Genomic DNA, 18,063 nt, shown 5'->3' with positions numbered 1-18,063 from the left:
TTAGAAAATTTAATACAAAACAGGGACATCAACTGAATTTTTAACATCAAATTCCCTATATTAGCACTATAAAAAATAAAAAAATTTATGAAAAGAAAACTACTCATTTCTGCCGGCCTGATGGCTGCCGGCCTTTTTACGAATTGCCTGTATGCACAGGATTATCAACCCTTTACCGTTCAAAGCGGGTTTAATGCAGATGTAATTGCCAATGGGGTTGGTCCTTCTGCTTCATCCACCACCAATGATGTGGATGGCGTAAACTATGCATTTGTTTCCCAGGATTTCAAACTCACGGCAACCAGTGCAGCACTTACCTATGGCCTTCCGACTAATGGCATGATCAGTTCTGCCGTTACCTCTACTCCCGGACTGACTTATCAAATGGGATCTTACAGCGCCAATAACTCTTTAAGGCTGCAGAATGCCAATGACAGCGGAACTTTACAGTTTTCAAACCCTCTTGCTGCAAGTGTGGTGTATATGCTGGCCACCGGTGGAAGCGGAGACTGTACGGTAGATGCGACTGTGAATTTTACGGACAATACCACACAAACCTTTACCGGCATTGCTATTTCCGACTGGTACGGAGGAAGCAGCTATGCGATCCAGGGAATCGGAAGGATCAACAAGACCAATGACAATCTTGAGTCCGGTTCCGGAACCAATCCGAGACTGTATCAACTTCCTTTAGCCATCTCTGCTGCCAACCAATCCAAAAGCGTAAAGAGCGTAACCGTAACCAAAACAGGAACTGGAGGAATTCCTAATATCTTCGGGTTCTCGGCCAATGCCTACAACCCTTGCGGAACCCCTGACAATATCATGGCAACCACCACCATGACCGGTGCTACCCTGAGCTGGACCGCTCCGGCAAGCGGTGCTCCGGCTTCAGGATACCAATATTACTTAACCACTTCTTCTACTGCTCCTACAGCGACCACAACGCCTACGGGCACGGTACCTTCCGGAACTTCGGTAAATCTGGGAACTTCCCTGACCACAGGACAGACGTATTATTTCTGGGTACGCTCCAACTGCGGCGGCTCTTCACAAAGTTTCTGGAGACTGAAGCAGTTTGTACCGGGACAGCTTTCAGCTACATATACGGCAGGCGACATCAGTACCTTATATGATGATTCCGGTGTTACAACAGCATCTGCAACTTCATGTCCAGGAGCATTAAGTATTGTTATCCCTGCAGGTTATAAAGTACAGAACACTTCAGTTTCTTATACTATGACTGCTGCGGGCGGCGGATGGATGTCTGAACAGCGAAGTCTGCTGGCCTGTACGAATAATAGTAATACTGAAGCTTCCATATCTTCAGGAACCGGTAGTAACGGCGGAACGTTTTCTTATAACAGAACGGGACTTACTTTGGCGAATAACCTTACCGGAACAGTAAATTTTGAAATTAGAGCATGGAGAGAATACGGAGGTTCAGGATGTGGAACTAATTATAACAAAGTAGATAACGGAACTTTTACGGTAACCGTGACGCTGCAGCCTGTTTCCGCATTAGCAACCAATGAAGTAAGCGCCAAAGGAAATGAAAAAATCGCATATCCGAATCCATTTGCCGATACCCTGTATCTGGAGAAAGCGGAAAACGTGAAAAAAGCGGTGATAACCGATCCTTCGGGAGTGGTGGTAAAAACCATTGACAATCCGTCTTCTGAGTTATTCCTGGGCGGAGTAAAATCGGGAATGTATATTCTGACCTTAACCATGAAAGACGGTTCGGTAAAGAGTATGAAAACAATTAAAAAATAAATAGTTTACACATTCATACGAAAACCCCGGTCGGAATAGTTTCTGACCGGGGTTTTGATTTTGGTAAAGGTAATTTCAGCTCTCTGCTATTGTTCCGTTCACGAATACTTCGTAGCCAATTTCTACATTCGGCTCCAGCGTCTTGGAAACCGAGCAGTACTTTTCGAAGGACAGCTGTGCCGCTTTGTACGCTTTTTTAGGATCGATGTTTCCTTCCAGCAGAAATTTCACCTTGATGGACCTGAAAGGCTTTGCATCTTCCACAGGAATTCTTTCACCTTCCACTTCAGCCTGAAAACCCGTAATTTCCTGACGCTGCTTCTTCAGGATTGCTACCACATCGATTCCGCTGCATCCGGCGACTGCCATCAATACGCTTTCCATCGGGGAGACTCCTTTTGCGCCAGGCTGTGTCGTATTATCCAATAAAATGGAATTTCCCTGGGCATTGGTACATTCAAATAAAAAATCGTCGTTGATTCGGTTGAGTGTTATTTTCATTGCTTATTGCTTATTGCTTATTGCTTATTGCTTATTGCTTATTCAAATTTACAAAATCCCCCGGGCTTTGATCTCCAGGTATTTATTAATGACATCTACATTCAGGTTTTCGGGAAGGGTATACACTGAGTAGATCCCGTATTTTCTGAGCTCCTGGATAATCAGTTTTTTCTCAAACTCAAATTTTTCAGCAATAATTTCATCGTAGATTTCCTGGGTGCTTTCAGGATTTTTATGAATAAGGGTCTGCAGTTCTGAGTTTTTAAAAAAGATGACGACCAGCAAATGGTTTTTTGCGATTCCGCGCAGATATTTGAGCTGGCGGTTGAGGCCATCCAGGGTTTCAAAATTGGTAAAAAGCAAAACCAGGCTTCTTTGGTTCAGAGAATATTTCACATCCTGGTATAGCCTGTTGAAATCGCTTTCAAAAAAATCCGTTTTGATGTTATACAGGGCTTCCGAAATTTTCCTCAGCTGTCCCGATTTGTTTTCTGCAGCCACTTTATTTTCCGTTTTTTTGGAAAAGGTCATCATCCCGGCACGGTCGCCTTTTTTAAGAATGATATGGGACAAAGCCATCGCCGCATTGATTGAGTAGTCCAGCAGGCTTAACCCTTTAAACGGCATTTTCATGGTTCGTCCTTTATCAATCAGCATGAAAATACGCTGGGATTTTTCATCCTGGAACTGGTTAACCATCAGACGGTTTGTTTTGGACGTCGCCTTCCAGTTGATCGTCCGGATATCATCGCCCGGCACATAGTCTTTGATCTGCTCAAATTCCATGGTGTGGCCGAGCTTTCTGATCCTTTTAATTCCCCCTAAAAGAAATTCGCTCTGCAAGGCCATCAGCTCATATTTCCTCAGATGGATAAATGACGGATAAGCCGGTAAATTCGCATCTTTCTGAAAGCTGAACCTTTTAGAGACCAAACCCAGAGGCGACGAAACGTAAATATTCAGGCTTCCGAAGTTGTATTCTCCTCTCTCCTTCGGCTCAAGGATATACTGAAAAAAATTGTTTTTTCCGGCTTCAATTTTCTTTTTGATTAAAAAATCCCTTTTCTGAAACTGGAACGGAATTTCATCAATGACGTTGGCATGGATCGTAAATCCGTAATTATTTCTGATATCGATTTTCACCGGGTTTTCATCGCCGTTCGACAGTTTTTCAGGCAGGATTCTCTGGGCTGAAATTCCGTTTTTTTGATTGAAGATGAGAAGCCCGTCGACCATTGCCGCCAGAAAACAGAGCAGCAGAACCATATGGGCAACGATCATCATCCACGGAAAAAAGAAGGCAAAAACATACAGTATCCCCACTGCGATGAGTGCGAAGAAAAAGCGTGTATTGAGGTATAAGTTCTTCATTGACTATATGCTTTATCTGAGAGGAAAGCCCTCTACTGGTTTCTATCTCGGAATTTCTATTCCTTCCAAAATCTGTCTGATGATTTCATCGGCCGTCAGGCCTTCCATTTCCCGCTCCGGCGAAACGATAACCCGGTGCCTTAATACGGCATAGCTGGCTTCCTTGATGTCTTCCGGCGTTACGAAATCCCTTCCTCTTAAAGCGGCAAATGCCTTGGAAGCCGTCAACAGGGCCAGACTCGCTCTCGGAGAAGCTCCCAGATACAGGAACTGGTTTTCCCGGGTGTTGATGATAATTTTGGCAATATATTCCATCAGCTGTGCTTCCACAATGATTTCTTTAACCAGATGCTGGTAATTCTTCAGCTGCTGAGCGGTAATGACTTTCCGGACTACATCGGTCTTATCTTCCTGTTTGCTTTCGTGCTGGTTTCTGATGATGGCAATTTCCTGGTCAAGGTTCGGATAGCCGACATTGATCTTGAATAAAAAACGGTCCAGCTGGGCCTCCGGAAGCCTGTAGGTTCCCTCGTGCTCGATCGGGTTTTGGGTAGCAACGACCAGGAAAGGTTCTTCCATAATATACCGGGTTCCGTCCATGGTGATCTGCCTTTCCTCCATAACTTCAAACAGGGCAGCCTGGGTTTTGGCCGGCGACCTGTTGATCTCATCAATCAGGATAAAATTGGAGAAAATCGGCCCTTTTTTAAATTCAAACTCCGAATTTTTCACGCTGAAAACAGAAGTACCCAAAATATCGGAAGGCATCAGATCCGGCGTAAACTGAATCCTGCTGAACCCCACATCGATGGTCTTGGCCAACAGCTTTGCCGTAATGGTTTTGGCGACTCCCGGTACCCCTTCGATCAGGACGTGACCATTAGACAAGAGTGCAGCCAAAAGATGTTCAATCATACTTTCCTGCCCGACAATCACTTTCGCAATTTCGGATTTTACTTTTTCAAGGCTCGTACGAAGTTCGATCATATCAATCCGCGACTGAAACTGATCTTCTTTTTTATCAAGATTAATGAAGCTTTGAGGCTCCGGATTCGGGTTATCTAAGTTTTCCATATTTATTATTTTTTCAATGTAACAATTTATCAATGTACCAGTTTACCAATTATCAAAATCGTTAATGATGACATGATTAGAATTTTATATTGTTATGTTTGTTTTATTTTTATACTGTTACATGGCTACGTTGTTACATTATTACATTATTAATTCCGTTCTTATCTAATTATTTCATCCAGCAGTTTATTCATTCTGCTAAGGTCTTCTTTCATTACCTGCGCATACGGATCCTGCGCTTTCCTGATCAGGACGATGGCTTCATCAATCGTTTCCATGGGCTTGCCGGTTTTCAGGTGAAGCTTTTTCGCAAATTCCGCGTCCAGGTTCTGGGTGTCAATCAGAAGATCCATTCTTACTTTATTCAGGAAATACTGGGCTTTTTTAGCCATCATATCGTGAAAATCGCCTTCCTGTAAATACAAATTCCCAATGCTCTTTACAAAATCCACTGAAGTATTTTTCAGCGGTTCCACTACCGGAACGATGCGCTGTTTCCTTTTGGCATTGAAGAAAATAAAAAGGAGCAGTCCGCCCAACAGGAGCCACCACGCATATTTCAGGGCAGGATTTGAAAGGATGAATCTCATAAAAAAATGCGATTCCACCGTGTTGCTTTCGTCAAACCATATTGTTTCCCTGTCATCAAGATAAGAAAAAACATCCTGCGCATATTTTGTGCTGCCTTTTTTCAACAGATAATAATTGGTGATAAAAAGCGGTTCACAATGTACGTAGAAATGGCCCTTCCCATAATTTACCCTGATGAAATTCGCCTGGTCGGTGTTGTTCTTTTCAACGGTCTTCCCCAGTACTTCCGCTCCCGGCCTGATGAAGGTGAATCCTCTCCCGGATGGAAATTTATCGAGCCGGATAAAATCGTTCCGGTATTTTTTATCCGTAAGCTTCAATATATTTTCTTCCTCAAACGAGATTTTGGAGTCGTAATATCCGATGCTGTCGGAAACTTCTTTCGGAATATCACTGACGATCAGCATAGCGTCCGAACCTTTGGCTACCTCATCGAAAACTTTATTCCAGGATTCGCCATCCACCTCATGCTCAATGATAAGAATATTGTGCGCTTTTTTCGTTTCGTTCTGATTGTAATAGTCGTAAGGCGTCTGGTCACTTTTTGTTAGTTTATTTTTAAAAAGATCCTTGACCTCATGGTTAAAGATAAAAATCCCGAACGGTGATTTCTGATCGGTTTTAAAATTTTTACGCCAGTCTGTGCTTTCCGTTTTATTAACCTCGAACAACGCCAGAATAATCATCACCACGATGAAGATTACAGCATATATTTTGAAAGTTTTGTTCATGATCAGGTTTAATTACGGTTTAAATGACTGGTATTGGTTTCGGAATTTCAGGTAATCCGCTTCATTGATGGTAAATTCTCCGTACCAGACATAATCGAAGATATAGGCAAGGTCGTAAAACTGATTTTTCAGCTGGGGTGCCTTCAGCTCCGCCAGATAATCCTTATTGGTTTTTTCGGGATTCCAGGCAATGAGCTTTTTATCGCTCAGTTTTTTCAGGATATACAGAAACTGGTACCGTACCGCCGAACGGAAATCGCCTGACTTTTCAAACTTCAGGATGCTTTCCGGGAAGTTGATCTCATGAATGTTTTCATGCAAGTCTTCCTCCCTGATCTCCAGCTTCCGGTTTTTCTTTCCGAAAAATGAAATTCCGCCGTTGGCAATTAAATATTTAATGATGAAATACAGCAGGAAACCGACCAGCAAAATAGCAAAAAAACGGATCAGCACACCGGCAATGTTTCCTGTTCGCGTGAAAATGGTTTTCCCGAAAATGCGGTCCAGCAATCTGCCGATCTTATTCATTAATTTTTCCCAGAAGGACATCCGCGGCTTTACCGTGGTATAATCAAAATCTTTTTCTTTATACCGTGACGGGATATTGGGCTTAAAGTTTTTGGGGTAAACGGTATTTTCGCTGACCGGATTTTTCTGCAGGACAGAATCGGCACGGTACATATTCCGGTAATGCCCGGTATCCATAGAATCTACATATACTTCCGATACCGGAGGAGGCGGGTCATTTTCCGTCTGAGCAGAGAAATATTCAGCGGTAAAAAAAATCAGTAAGAGAAAAATCAGCTTATTCATTATTCCCGATGGTTTCTATTTCTGCAAGTTCCATTTTCTGGTGAAGGTCCGTACGGCTGTCATAGTACATCAGTCCTGAATTGATGTACATCATGTTCATCAGTAAGGTGGAAAACAATGTCGAGATGCCGTAAATAAAGAAAAATACAATGGCAAAATCTCCTCCCAGGGGATTCTGCTCAAAATTTCCGTCCGGAGCAGAGGTTCCCAGTTTTATCATGTAAATAATCATCGGAACGGCTGTAAAAATACTGCTTACGATGTAGAACAGCAGCCCCATAATCAGGGTAGCGCCCCAGTACTTCCAGTACGGTGAGCTTTCCCGCCCGTTCGGATATGAAAACTGTGAACGGATGGCATAGCTCAGGCTTTCGAAAAAGCCCCTGTTTCCGTTAAAATAATCGTAGCAGAGAAATGTTACGGTATTAAACAGGTTAGGAATTACAAAAAGCAGTAAAGCCAGGCCTATAATAAGGAAGACCAGAATGTACGTAATCCCGAAAAGCACTGTAGCAGCAGGCATTACCAACAGTGTTAATCCAAGATAAAGAATCAGGACTTTTCTGATATGGGTTTTAAAATCACTTAAAATATCATCTGTTTTGATGAGGGTTTTTCCTTCTGCAATCCTTTTCATGTAAAAGACAGGAAAAAGAAGATTGATCGTCATTAAAGCTGTTGAAAGGATAAACAAAAAGATTCCCAAACCGGCAAACATTCCCAGATTATCGGAAAAATACCGTTCCAGGTAATAGCTCTGCCCGCTGATATTGGATCCGAAGACAGCACCGAAAAACTCCCTGAATCCCAATACCACAACGATGACCATCAGGATCAGCAGCAGTCCGTTCAGAAGAATAAAATTTTTAAAATAGTTCTTCCCATACAGTTTGAAAAACGTAAAGCTGTCGCTGATAAAACTTCCGAAATCTCTTTTTTTATAGAATTCCATGATGAATCTGATTATTGTTTTTTTTATTGACCATGGCCGGATAGACGAAATAATAAAATCCGATCACCACCAGCGAGCCGAAGATGATGATTAAATTCATAAAGAAAGGCATAGTCAGTGCGTGCCGCGTCACATACCCTTCGATGATGCCTGCACAGATGGTAAAGGGGACCGTGCTTAAAAATATTTTAAATGAATCCCGGAAGCCGTTCTTAAAAGAGCTGAAACGGGAATACGTTCTCGGAAATAAGATGGATGCACCTAAGATCAGGCCGCACATGGCTTCCACGACCATGGAAAAAATCTCGAATACACCATGAAGCCAGATTCCCCGGGCACTATCTTTCAGAGCTCCGTAATCATAGAAGAAATACTGAAAGGAGCCCAGCATCACACTGTTGGAAAGCAAAGCATATAAGGTCCCGATCCCTCCGGTTACGCCATAAATATACAGCTTTGCCCCTACTAGAATGTTATTGAAAATAATTCCGATGGTGCTTCCCCAGGTTGAACCGCTCTGGTAAACCCCTACGGCATTTCCGCTCTTGATATTTTCGATGGTCTGATTCACATAGTCTTCCCCGAGAATGATTTTCGTGAAATCCTTATCATAAACCGCCGAGAGGACGCCGATCAAGGTAAATAATATAAAAAAAAGAAAAGCATATCCTAAATACCGGCGGTAGTGATAGACCAGCAGAGGAACCTCGGTCTTAAAGAAATACACCAGCCTGTTCTGCTCTACCCTTTTGGTTTTATAGATCTTCTGGAAAATCCCGGCCGAAAGGTGGTTAAGGTAAACAGTGGTATTGCTTTTTGGATAATAAGTCTGTGCAAAAGAAAGGTCATTCACCAGGTTGATGTACAGCGAAGAAAGGTCATCGGGATTTTTTTTAATTTTCCCCTGGATAACCTGTTCGATTCCCAACCATTTTTCTTTATTTTGTTTAATGAAATAAACTTCTCTCATAATTGTAAGGCTAAAATAATAAAAAATATGTCTCAAATCGCCATCAATACCTCACAAAATGTAAATATTAATTTCAATACCGCCAGTGTCGGAGACCGGATGATTGCATTTATTCTGGACTTCCTGATCAAGGTGGTATACGGCATTCTTATTTTTTACATTTTTTTCAATATTCTGGATTTGGGCAGCCTGCTGAACGGTCTAGATCCGTGGTCTATGCGTGCCATCTACCTGACTCTTCTTTTTCCCGCATTTGTTTATCCCCTGGTACTGGAAATCCTGATGGAAGGCCAGACACCGGGTAAGAAAATAATGAAAATCAGGGTAGTGAAAATCGATGGGTACCAGGCGGGATTCGGCGATTATATGATCCGCTGGATATTCCGGATTATCGATACGACGTTTATGGGCGTTGTAGGCCTCATTGCCATGATCGTTTCCAAAAACAATCAGCGATTGGGAGATATTGCTGCCGGCACAGCAGTGATTTCCCTGAAAAACAGCATTAATATTTCGCATACAATTTTAGAAAATATCAAAGGGGATTACCTTCCTACTTTTCCACAGGTGATTGCTTTGAGCGATAATGATATGAGGATCATCAAGGACAATTACTTAAAAGCGATCCGTGTAGACGACCGGCAGGTCATCAGCAGGCTTTCCGACAAGATAAAAAGCATCCTGAAGATTGACGTGGACGCCACGAAAATGACGGAAAGACAGTTTATCGGAGTCGTGATCAAGGATTATAATTATTATACGGGAAAAGACAGTTAGGCATTGAATGGTTAATTTTGCCTTGCAAAGGAGTGGTGAATGTATTATCGTCCTTAAAATTTTACTGTCTTTTTCATTTTAAACTGAATATTATTTTCCGGTATCATCTAAAACGTTTATTGAAAGATTTAAAATAGACAGTGAAGCTGATTCACTATTCACCATTGACTATTTGCTGTTGACTTAGGCTGCACGGTGTGGTTTTTGTACTTCCAGATTAAAATTGGATTATGAAATTCGAGAATAATAAATCAGGAAACGGCGGAGTTATTACTTTGAATAATGAAACTAAGGAAGTAGGAAGACTGACGTATACGATCTTTCCGGAGGATGGCAGGCTGGTTATCTCTTTTGTTTTAGTACATCGGGAGTTTGAAGGACGGGGCATGGGAAAATACCTGGTGGAAGAAGCCATTAAATTTGCCCGTGAAAACAACTGGAAAGTATATCCGCACTGCTCTTATGCAAGAGCGGTGATGAGAAGGATGAGTGACGTAGAAGATGTATTCCTAGAGCGTTAAAACTTCATTCACCAGTATCTCCTCGATATCATCTGGATAATCGACTTTAAGGTGCTGATCAGCACTTACCCAGTTCCTTATTTCTTCAGGATCCAGAACTTTCGAATTCGGTATTCCCATTCTATCGAGGGCACAGGCGTTGCACTCCTGTTCATACTGATTGTGAATAGGAATAACAAATAGCTTTTTATCCATAAACAAAGCTTCGGCAGGACTTTCAAAACCTGCGTTACACAGGATTCCTTCACAGTTTTCAAAAGCATTAAGGTATTGCAGCTCATCAATCGGAAAAACCTCAATGTTATTTTTCCTGAATTGCAGGCGTGAATATTTGGAGAAGATCTTCCATTCTACAGGAATCTGCTTGAGGACTTTTATGATATTTTCATCTGAAAAGCTCGGCAGGTAAACCAGATAAAATCCTTTCTTTTCAGGATAAAGGTTCCTGATTTTCCTTCTGATGACCGGCTTTTTAATCTGCGGATGATAATTTTCGAAATGAAAACCGATTCTCCGTTCACCAGGAACATAATATTTCAGAATAAGATTTCCTAAAAAATCCTTTTTTTCAGGTTTGGGGGTTTCTTTAAAAAGCATTGATGCCTGATGGCTCAATTCGATCATCGGCAGTTTTTTCAGTTGGCATGCCCAGCCGGTCAGCGGTTCGTAATCGTTAATGATCAGATCGTACTTTGAAAGCTCAATTTCCCGCATGTCCTTTATAGCTTCGGTGAAACTGTTATTAGTAAATGTTTTGCGATAGGATAAACCGCCTGTCTTATTATAAAGCAGGGAAACTCCCCTATATTGAAAATTAATGTCAAAATCTGCCTTCAACTGCGACTGATGACCGCTGATTAAGGTATCAACGGCAGCATATTTCTTTAGAATAGGAACAATTTCCTGTGCACGCGCCACATGGCCGTTGCCGGTTCCCTGGAAAGCATACAGGATTTTCATTTGGTAAAACTGGTTACGATTTTTAAAAGCTCCGTGTTGTCGATTTCCTTAATTTCCTCGACATCATCCTTCAGCAAATGTTTGTGTTCGTCATAATAAAAAATTCTCCATTCATTGTCATGGTATTCCAATGCCGATAAATTTTCAATCCAGTCTCCTGAATTCATATAGACACATGACCCTTTTTTATTAACGACTTCGCGGATCTGCGGCTGATGGATATGGCCACAGACTACGTAATCATAATGGTTATCGATCGCCAGTTCGGAAGCGGTGAGTTCGAAATCCCCGATGTATTTCACCGCCTTTTTTACATTGTTTTTGATTTTTTTTGAAAAGGAGTATTTTTCCCGCCCCATCTTTTCCAGAAACCAGTTGACTACGTTATTGATAACAATCAGGAGATCGTATCCCTTACCTCCCAGTTTGGCAATCCATTTGGAATGCTGTACAGACGCATCAAATACGTCGCCGTGGAAGATCCAGGTTTTTTTGTCGTTGATATTCAGGCAGATTTTGTTGCAGACTTTCAGCTTACCCAGCTCGAAGTCGGTAAATTTACGGAACATCTCGTCGTGATTTCCGGTGATGTAGTACACATCGGTATTTTTTGTAGCCAGGGAAAGGATCTTGCGGATCACTTTCAGGTGGGGTTTAGGGAAGTAAGACTTTTTGAATTGCCAGACATCAATGATATCCCCGTTCAGCACCAAAGTTTTAGGCTGAACAGAGTTCAGATACCTCAGTAATTCTTTAGCCTTACATCCATAAGTTCCCAAATGAACATCCGATATCACCACCAATTCAACGTTTCTTTTCATAGTTTTATGCAAAGAAACTACTTGAAAATTAACTGTATATGAATGCTATATTATTTTTTATATCGTTTCCATCAGCGCTTCCGTGATTTCCATGTTGTGGTACACGTTCTGCACATCATCATCGTCCTCAAAACGTTCCAGCATTTTCATATTTGCTTTGAACTGCTCTTCGTTTACCTCTTTGGTGTTGTTGGGAATCCTCTGTAATTCCGCACTTTTGGCTTCAATTCCCAAATCATCCAGTTTGTGGGATAAAGAACCGAAATCCTCGAAAGCCGTTGTAATCATAACTTCGTCTTCGTCTTTCTCTACATCTTCCGCACCGCCGTCTATCATCTCCATTTCGAAATCATCCCAGTCCATTTTGATTTGTGCTAATTCAATGGTAAAGATTCCTTTTCTGTCGAAGATAAAAGCCAGTTCACCGTTTTTCCCAAGGTTACCGTCAAACTTATTGAAAATGGCTCTTACGTTGGCTACCGTTCTGGTCGTATTATTCGTTGTACATTCCACGAAAAACGCAACACCGCCCTGGCCATAGCCTTCGTATGTAATTTCTTCATAGTTTTCCGCATCGGCACCGCTTGCTTTTTTGATGGCTCTTTCTACATTGTCTTTCGGCATATTGGCTCCTTTCGCATTCTGAATACATCTCCGCAATGCAGGATTGGATTCAGGGTCTGTTCCGCCGGCTTTTACAGCCAGTGCGATATCTTTACCTATTTTGGAGAAAGTTTTGGCCATCTTATCCCATCGGGCCATTTTAGAAGCTTTTCTATATTCAAATGCTCTTCCCATTTTAAATTTTTAATTTTCAACAAAATTAATTAAAAGTCAACGAAAAAAAAATACCCCCAGAACACTGGAGGTATTTATATTCAGAAAAAATTAATTATTTTCTTCTTTTTTTAGCCGGAGCTTTTTTCTTAGCCGGAGCTTTTTTCACTTTTACCGGAGTCGGATCATCGTAATCTCTCTTTTTAAGAGCATTCCACTGAGCCGCATCTTCGATAGCCGTTACCACTACTTTTCTGTCTACCTGTCTTTCAGCATCAGAAGCTGTAGCAGGTACAGTAGCTTTCGCTTTACCTACACCGATAGATTTAAGTGCATTGGCATCTACACCTCTTGCATCCAAAGCAGCAACTACTGCAGCAGCTCTTTCTCTGGATAATTTCAGGTTGTAAGCCTCAGATCCTTTAGCATCGGTTCTACCTTCTAATAGGTAATTACCTTGATCTTTCTTAATTAACTCTGCAGCCTCATCTAAAGCTGTTTTAGATTCAGCTTTGATTGTCGCTTTGTTGAAATCAAAGAATACGCTTCCGAATTTTTTCTCTAATTCCTCAGCCGTTACTTTCTTAGGCTTAGGACATCCGTTGTATTCAGGAAGACCTGGTACGGTAGGACAAGCATCGTCTTTATCAAGGATTCCGTCACCGTCTGTATCTGGCCAAGGACATCCGTTGTTTTCTGCAGGACCTGCAACGGTAGGACAAGCGTCATCTTTATCGATTACACCGTCACCGTCTGTATCTGGCCAAGGGCATCCGTTGTTTTCAACCGGACCTGCCACATCTGGACATTGGTCGTCTTTATCTGGAACACCGTCACCGTCAGTATCAGGACATCCCTGGAATTCCGGTAAACCTGGTGTATCAGGACATAAATCGTCTTTATCTAAGATACCATCCTTATCTCTGTCTCTGTTACCAAATCTGAAGTTAAGAGAGGCAGAAGCTTGCCAGAAATTAGCAACGTTTGATTTATCTCCAGGAGTTGCTACGTAATCTCCCTGTACTCCTAAACCGAAGTTCTTCGTTAACCAGAAGTTAACACCAGCACCTGCTGCTACAGCGAAGAAGTTAGCTTTACCGTTTTCGTTACCGTTATCTCCATTGCTCACCATTACACCGTTAGCATCCATTCTTGGGAATGTAAGTGAAGTGTAATCGTGTCTCAGGTAGTTAGCACCAACTCTCAAATATGGATCGAACCAAGATTCTTCGTTCCAGATAAGCCCTGCAGCTTTAGCCTGGAAACCAAGACCTGTCATCAACATGAACTCTTTACCCATGTTAAATCTCTTATTTTCCACGTTACCAACGGTAGTCTGCCAGTCGATAACCAAACCTTTACCGATGTTCCTAGCTACGGTAAGTTTTGACAATGGTGGAGTAATAGAGAAATTGTTCACATTGAACATTGTTTTTGTCAAGTTTCTAGCAGAGAATGTATTACTGAAATTACTTCCCTGTGCAAGGTGATTTTCCGCATGAGCACCAACCCCGATCAACCACGGATTGTTGGTAGTCTGAGCGAACACAGTAGAAGCAACAGTAAGTGCCAATGCTGAAATTCCTAATTTTAGATTTTTCATAGAATTAAATGATTAAATAATTGATAATGCAAAATAAATATAATTTTTCTTTATATACAAAGTTTTCACGCTGATTTTTAACTTTTCTTTAATATTCTGTCGAGGTTTCGTTTATTTTCTCTATCTTTTATGCTTTCCCTTTTATCAAAGAGTTTTTTACCTCTACCAAGCGCAATCAGGACCTTTGCTTTACCCCTGTCGTTAATGTATAATTTTAAAGGAATGATTGTATTGCCTGCATCCTTTAACTTTTTTTCAAGTTTTTGTATTTCTTTTTTGTGCAAGAGCAATTTCCGTTCCCTTTTTGTTTTGTGGTTATAAAAAGTTCCCAATTTATATTCATCAATCGTCATGTTGATAATGTATAATTCCCCATCAATAAACTGACAGAACGATTCCGTGATAGAGGCTTTCGACGAACGCAGCGATTTGATTTCCGTGCCTGTCAAGACCATCCCCGCTTCATATTCTTCAAGGATTTCGTATTCGAATCTTGCTCTTTTGTTAAATATATTTACTGTCTTTTCAATCTTCATTTTAAGTTGTTGTATTATGATAAATGCAGAAAGAATGCATTTTTTTTGCCAATCCTTACAAAGGCTTCTCACCGCCAGGTTATTTATATGATGGAATATATAAAAAAATATCCTATATTAAAAACTTGACAATTACATTATTACGAAATACCCAAATTCTTTTCGTATTTTTGCGCCAAATTTACAAAACTATATGTTAACAGTATCTAACTTATCTTTACAATTCGGGAAAAGAGTTCTTTTTGACGAGGTAAACATTATGTTTACAAAAGGAAACTGCTACGGGATTATCGGAGCAAATGGAGCGGGAAAGTCGACCTTCCTTAAAATATTGACCGGAAAACAGGACCCAACGACAGGACATGTGTCGCTTGAGCCAGGGAAAAGGATGTCAGTTTTAGAGCAGGATCACTTTGCTTACGATCAGTATACGGTGCTTGAAGCGGTTTTGAGAGGTAACAAAAAATTATTCGAAATAAAAGAAGAGATGGACGCGCTTTATGCGAAAGAGGACTTCTCTGATGAAGACGGAATCAAAGCAGGGGAACTGGGTGTGGTGTATGACGAAATGGGTGGATGGAACTCGGAGTCTGATGCGCAGACCATGCTTTCCAACGTCGGGATCAAAGACGATATGCACTGGCAGCTGATGAGCGAACTTGAAAACAAAGACAAGGTAAAAGTTCTACTGGCTCAGGCACTTTTCGGAAACCCTGACGTACTGATTCTGGATGAGCCTACGAACGACCTGGATATCGAGACGATTTCATGGCTTGAAGACTTCCTTGCAGATTACGAAAATACGGTAATTGTTGTATCTCACGACCGTCACTTCTTAGACACGGTTTGTACGCACATCGGAGATCTGGATTATGCTAAATTAAACCTGTATACCGGTAACTATTCTTTCTGGTACCAGGCTTCCCAATTGGCGACAAGACAAAGAGCCCAGGCTAACAAGAAGGCGGAAGAAAAGAAGAAGGAACTTCAGGATTTTATCGCAAGGTTCAGTTCCAACGTTGCCAAAGCTAAACAGGCAACGGCAAGAAAGAAAATGATCGACAAACTGAACATCGACGATATCAAGCCATCTTCAAGAAGATACCCGGCGATTATTTTCGAGATGGAAAGAGAAGTGGGAGATCAGATTCTGGATGTAAAAGGTCTTGAAAAAACAAAAGACGGAGAATTGCTGTTCTCGAACATCGATCTAAATCTTAAAAAAGGAGATAAGGTTGCTGTTTTGTCTAAAAATTCATTGGCCATTACCGAATTTTTCGAAATTTTAGCAGGAAATATTGATGCCGACAAAGGAACCGTGGCTTGGGGAGTTACCACAAACCAGTCTCAGATGCCTTTGGATAACACCAAATTCTTCCAGGAGGACATGAGCCTGGTAGACTGGCTGAGACAGTTCACTAAAAATGATGAAGAGCGTCACGAGGAATTCGTAAGAGGATTTTTGGGAAGAATGCTTTTTTCCGGTGATGAAGCTTTAAAATCGTGCAAGGTGCTTTCCGGAGGTGAAAAAATGAGATGTATGTTCAGCAGGATGATGCTTCAGAAAGCCAATGTTCTTTTACTGGACGAGCCTACCAACCACCTGGATCTGGAAAGTATCACGACATTGAACAATTCATTATCCAACTTTAAAGGAAACCTTTTACTGGCTTCTCATGACCACGAAATGCTGTCAACCGTCTGTAACCGGATTGTCGAACTGACGCCGAAGGGAATCATCGACCGTGAAATGACGTACGACGAATATCTCGGCGATAAAAAAATAAAGGAGTTAAGAGAGAAAATGTATTCTTAATCTACCTTCTCACAAAATTTCAAAGCGTTTCCACCGGAAACGCTTTTTTATTTATATCTTAGGATAAAATAATCCTTCCCGGTCATGAAAAAATTATTTTATCTGATGATCCTGCTGTGCTTCGGTACAGCTTACGGCCAATCCAAAAATCCCCGGTATCAACCGAAACCTTACGTGGAGATCAGCCATCCGGAATGGACGAAAAATGCCACCATTTATGAAGTGAACATCAGGCAGTATACGCCGGAAGGTACCTTTAAAGCTTTTGAAAAACATCTTCCCCGCCTGAAAAAGATGGGTGTGGATATTATCTGGCTGATGCCCATCCATCCGATCGGGGAACTCCACCGGAAAGGCAGCCTCGGAAGTTATTATTCGGTGAAGGATTTTAAGGGGATCAATCCTGATTTCGGATCGTTAGCCGATTTTAAAAACCTGGTAAACAAAATCCACAGCATGGGAATGTATGTGATTATCGACTGGGTCGGAAACCATTCGGCGTGGGACAATCCCTTGGCCAAGCAGCATCCGGAATGGTATACCAAAACTCGGGAAGGCAAATTCCAGCCGACTCCCTGGTATGACTGGGATGATGTGATCGATTTCGATTACAACAACCCTGATTTCAGGGAGTACATGACCGGTGCGCTAAAATACTGGATTTCACAAACAAATATCGACGGCTACCGTTGTGACGTTGCCGGATTTATTCCGGTAGATTTCTGGGAAAATGCAAGGGCGGAACTTGATGAAATAAAACCGGTTTTCATGCTTGCCGAATGGGAATCACGGGATCTTTATAAAAGATCTTTTGACATGACCTATTCCTGGACGCTTTGGGATAAACTGAAACAGGCAACCGCAGAAAAGAAAGGTGCGCCTGCCCTTTTTGAGTACATGGCACATGATGTCAACAGTTTTCCTTTCGATTCTTACCGGATGACCTTCACGGATAATCATGATAAAAATTCCTGGGAGGGAAACCAGTTTTCCAATTTCGGGGCCGGTCTGGAAGCGGCTATGGTATTATGCAGCACCGTCAACGGAATGCCTTTGATATACAGCGGCCAGGAAGCGGGCTTAAACAGGAGCCTTGCTTTTTTTGAAAAAGACCCGATCGTGTGGAAAGAGCATCAATTTGCCTCGATGTATGAAAAACTATTTAAACTGAAACACAGCAACCAGGCATTGTGGAACGGCAAATGGGGCGGTGAGATGGAACGGGTAACCAATGATCACATGAATAGCATCCTGTCTTTTTACCGGGAGAAAAACGGGGATGCCGTGCTTACCGTTATTAATTTTTCTGATCAGGAAGCGGATGCAACACTCGATTCAGAATATATCAGAAACAGCTATACGGAACTCTTTACGGGAGGCACCTTGATTATTTCCCGGGACAAAACACCCCTTAAACTTAAGGCCTGGGATTACAGGGTTTTCATAAAGAATAAATAAATTTTATCCTGCCAA

The 18,063-nt window shown here is 41.7% G+C and carries 17 protein-coding genes; 5 read left to right on the top strand and 12 right to left on the bottom strand.

The window, feature by feature from the left end:
* Window positions 1-87: 87 nt before the first annotated feature.
* Entirely contained in the window at window positions 88-1,776 is a 1,689-nt protein-coding gene (locus CHA01nite_RS04270) for a T9SS type A sorting domain-containing protein (protein ID WP_146939974.1), read from the top strand.
* A 75-nt stretch (window positions 1,777-1,851) separates the two neighbouring features.
* Here the strand turns inward: CHA01nite_RS04270 and CHA01nite_RS04265 are convergent, their stop codons facing one another.
* The 7 genes from CHA01nite_RS04265 to CHA01nite_RS04235 form a co-directional block, all read right to left on the bottom strand.
* The gene (locus CHA01nite_RS04265; protein WP_146939973.1) at window positions 1,852-2,277 is read right to left on the bottom strand and encodes an OsmC family protein; all 426 of its coding nucleotides are present in this window, start codon (window positions 2,275-2,277) and stop codon (window positions 1,852-1,854) included.
* 48 nt (window positions 2,278-2,325) lie between these two features.
* Window positions 2,326-3,648 (bottom strand): DUF58 domain-containing protein, encoded by a 1,323-nt coding sequence (locus CHA01nite_RS04260; protein ID WP_146939972.1) that lies wholly within the window; start codon window positions 3,646-3,648, stop codon window positions 2,326-2,328.
* Window positions 3,649-3,690: 42 nt separating this feature from the next.
* A complete protein-coding gene (locus CHA01nite_RS04255) occupies window positions 3,691-4,722 on the bottom strand; it encodes an AAA family ATPase (RefSeq protein ID WP_373869016.1) in 1,032 nt (343 codons plus the stop codon).
* Window positions 4,723-4,883: 161 nt separating this feature from the next.
* Window positions 4,884-6,044: a DUF4350 family protein gene (locus CHA01nite_RS04250; protein WP_146939971.1), complete on the bottom strand. Its 1,161-nt coding sequence runs from the start codon at window positions 6,042-6,044 to the stop codon at window positions 4,884-4,886.
* 12 nt (window positions 6,045-6,056) lie between these two features.
* Window positions 6,057-6,857 carry a DUF4129 domain-containing protein gene (locus CHA01nite_RS04245; protein WP_146939970.1) on the bottom strand — a complete coding sequence of 267 codons (801 nt, stop codon included), beginning with the start codon at window positions 6,855-6,857 and terminating at the stop codon, window positions 6,057-6,059.
* Complete coding sequence (locus tag CHA01nite_RS04240; RefSeq protein ID WP_228458334.1) at window positions 6,850-7,809, bottom strand: DUF4013 domain-containing protein; 960 nt, start codon at window positions 7,807-7,809, stop codon at window positions 6,850-6,852. Before CHA01nite_RS04240 ends, CHA01nite_RS04245 begins: the two co-directional genes overlap by 8 nt.
* Window positions 7,796-8,779 (bottom strand): stage II sporulation protein M, encoded by a 984-nt coding sequence (locus CHA01nite_RS04235; protein ID WP_146939968.1) that lies wholly within the window; start codon window positions 8,777-8,779, stop codon window positions 7,796-7,798. Before CHA01nite_RS04235 ends, CHA01nite_RS04240 begins: the two co-directional genes overlap by 14 nt.
* Window positions 8,780-8,806: 27 nt before the next feature.
* Here CHA01nite_RS04235 and CHA01nite_RS04230 point away from each other — a divergent pair, with 27 nt between their 5' ends.
* Both CHA01nite_RS04230 and CHA01nite_RS04225 read left to right on the top strand, forming a co-directional pair.
* The gene (locus CHA01nite_RS04230) at window positions 8,807-9,556 is read left to right on the top strand and encodes an RDD family protein (protein WP_146939967.1); all 750 of its coding nucleotides are present in this window, start codon (window positions 8,807-8,809) and stop codon (window positions 9,554-9,556) included.
* 230 nt (window positions 9,557-9,786) lie between these two features.
* Window positions 9,787-10,077 carry a GNAT family N-acetyltransferase gene (locus CHA01nite_RS04225; RefSeq protein WP_146939966.1) on the top strand — a complete coding sequence of 97 codons (291 nt, stop codon included), beginning with the start codon at window positions 9,787-9,789 and terminating at the stop codon, window positions 10,075-10,077.
* On the opposite strand, the gene CHA01nite_RS04220 is transcribed toward CHA01nite_RS04225, so the two are convergent.
* From CHA01nite_RS04220 to smpB, 5 genes are all read right to left on the bottom strand, one after another.
* Window positions 10,066-11,037, bottom strand: coding sequence for a glycosyltransferase family protein (locus CHA01nite_RS04220; protein WP_146939965.1), 972 nt, complete (start codon window positions 11,035-11,037; stop codon window positions 10,066-10,068). The genes CHA01nite_RS04225 and CHA01nite_RS04220 overlap by 12 nt on opposite strands.
* On the bottom strand, window positions 11,034-11,858 hold the full coding sequence (locus tag CHA01nite_RS04215; protein WP_146939964.1) for a UDP-2,3-diacylglucosamine diphosphatase: 825 nt from the start codon (window positions 11,856-11,858) through the stop codon (window positions 11,034-11,036). The genes CHA01nite_RS04220 and CHA01nite_RS04215 overlap by 4 nt, the downstream gene beginning before the upstream one ends.
* A gap of 57 nt (window positions 11,859-11,915) precedes the next feature.
* Window positions 11,916-12,656, bottom strand: a complete 741-nt coding sequence (locus CHA01nite_RS04210; RefSeq protein WP_146939963.1) for a YebC/PmpR family DNA-binding transcriptional regulator — start codon at window positions 12,654-12,656, stop codon at window positions 11,916-11,918.
* Window positions 12,657-12,750: 94 nt separating this feature from the next.
* Window positions 12,751-14,238 carry an OmpA family protein gene (locus tag CHA01nite_RS04205; RefSeq protein WP_146939962.1) on the bottom strand — a complete coding sequence of 496 codons (1,488 nt, stop codon included), beginning with the start codon at window positions 14,236-14,238 and terminating at the stop codon, window positions 12,751-12,753.
* Between the two features lie 77 nt (window positions 14,239-14,315).
* Complete coding sequence (smpB, locus tag CHA01nite_RS04200) at window positions 14,316-14,774, bottom strand: SsrA-binding protein SmpB (protein ID WP_146939961.1); 459 nt, start codon at window positions 14,772-14,774, stop codon at window positions 14,316-14,318.
* Window positions 14,775-14,967: 193 nt separating this feature from the next.
* Between smpB and CHA01nite_RS04195 the strand changes: the two genes are divergently transcribed.
* A complete protein-coding gene (locus tag CHA01nite_RS04195) occupies window positions 14,968-16,590 on the top strand; it encodes an ABC-F family ATP-binding cassette domain-containing protein (protein ID WP_146939960.1) in 1,623 nt (540 codons plus the stop codon).
* 84 nt (window positions 16,591-16,674) lie between these two features.
* Complete coding sequence (locus CHA01nite_RS04190) at window positions 16,675-18,048, top strand: alpha-amylase family glycosyl hydrolase (protein ID WP_146939959.1); 1,374 nt, start codon at window positions 16,675-16,677, stop codon at window positions 18,046-18,048.
* Window positions 18,049-18,063 lie beyond the last annotated feature (15 nt).

It is taken from the genome of Chryseobacterium hagamense (assembly GCF_007991455.1).
Taxonomy (GTDB): domain Bacteria; phylum Bacteroidota; class Bacteroidia; order Flavobacteriales; family Weeksellaceae; genus Chryseobacterium; species Chryseobacterium hagamense.
Note: the sequence above shows the minus strand (reverse complement) of the source record. Positions and strands in the feature narration are given on the sequence as shown.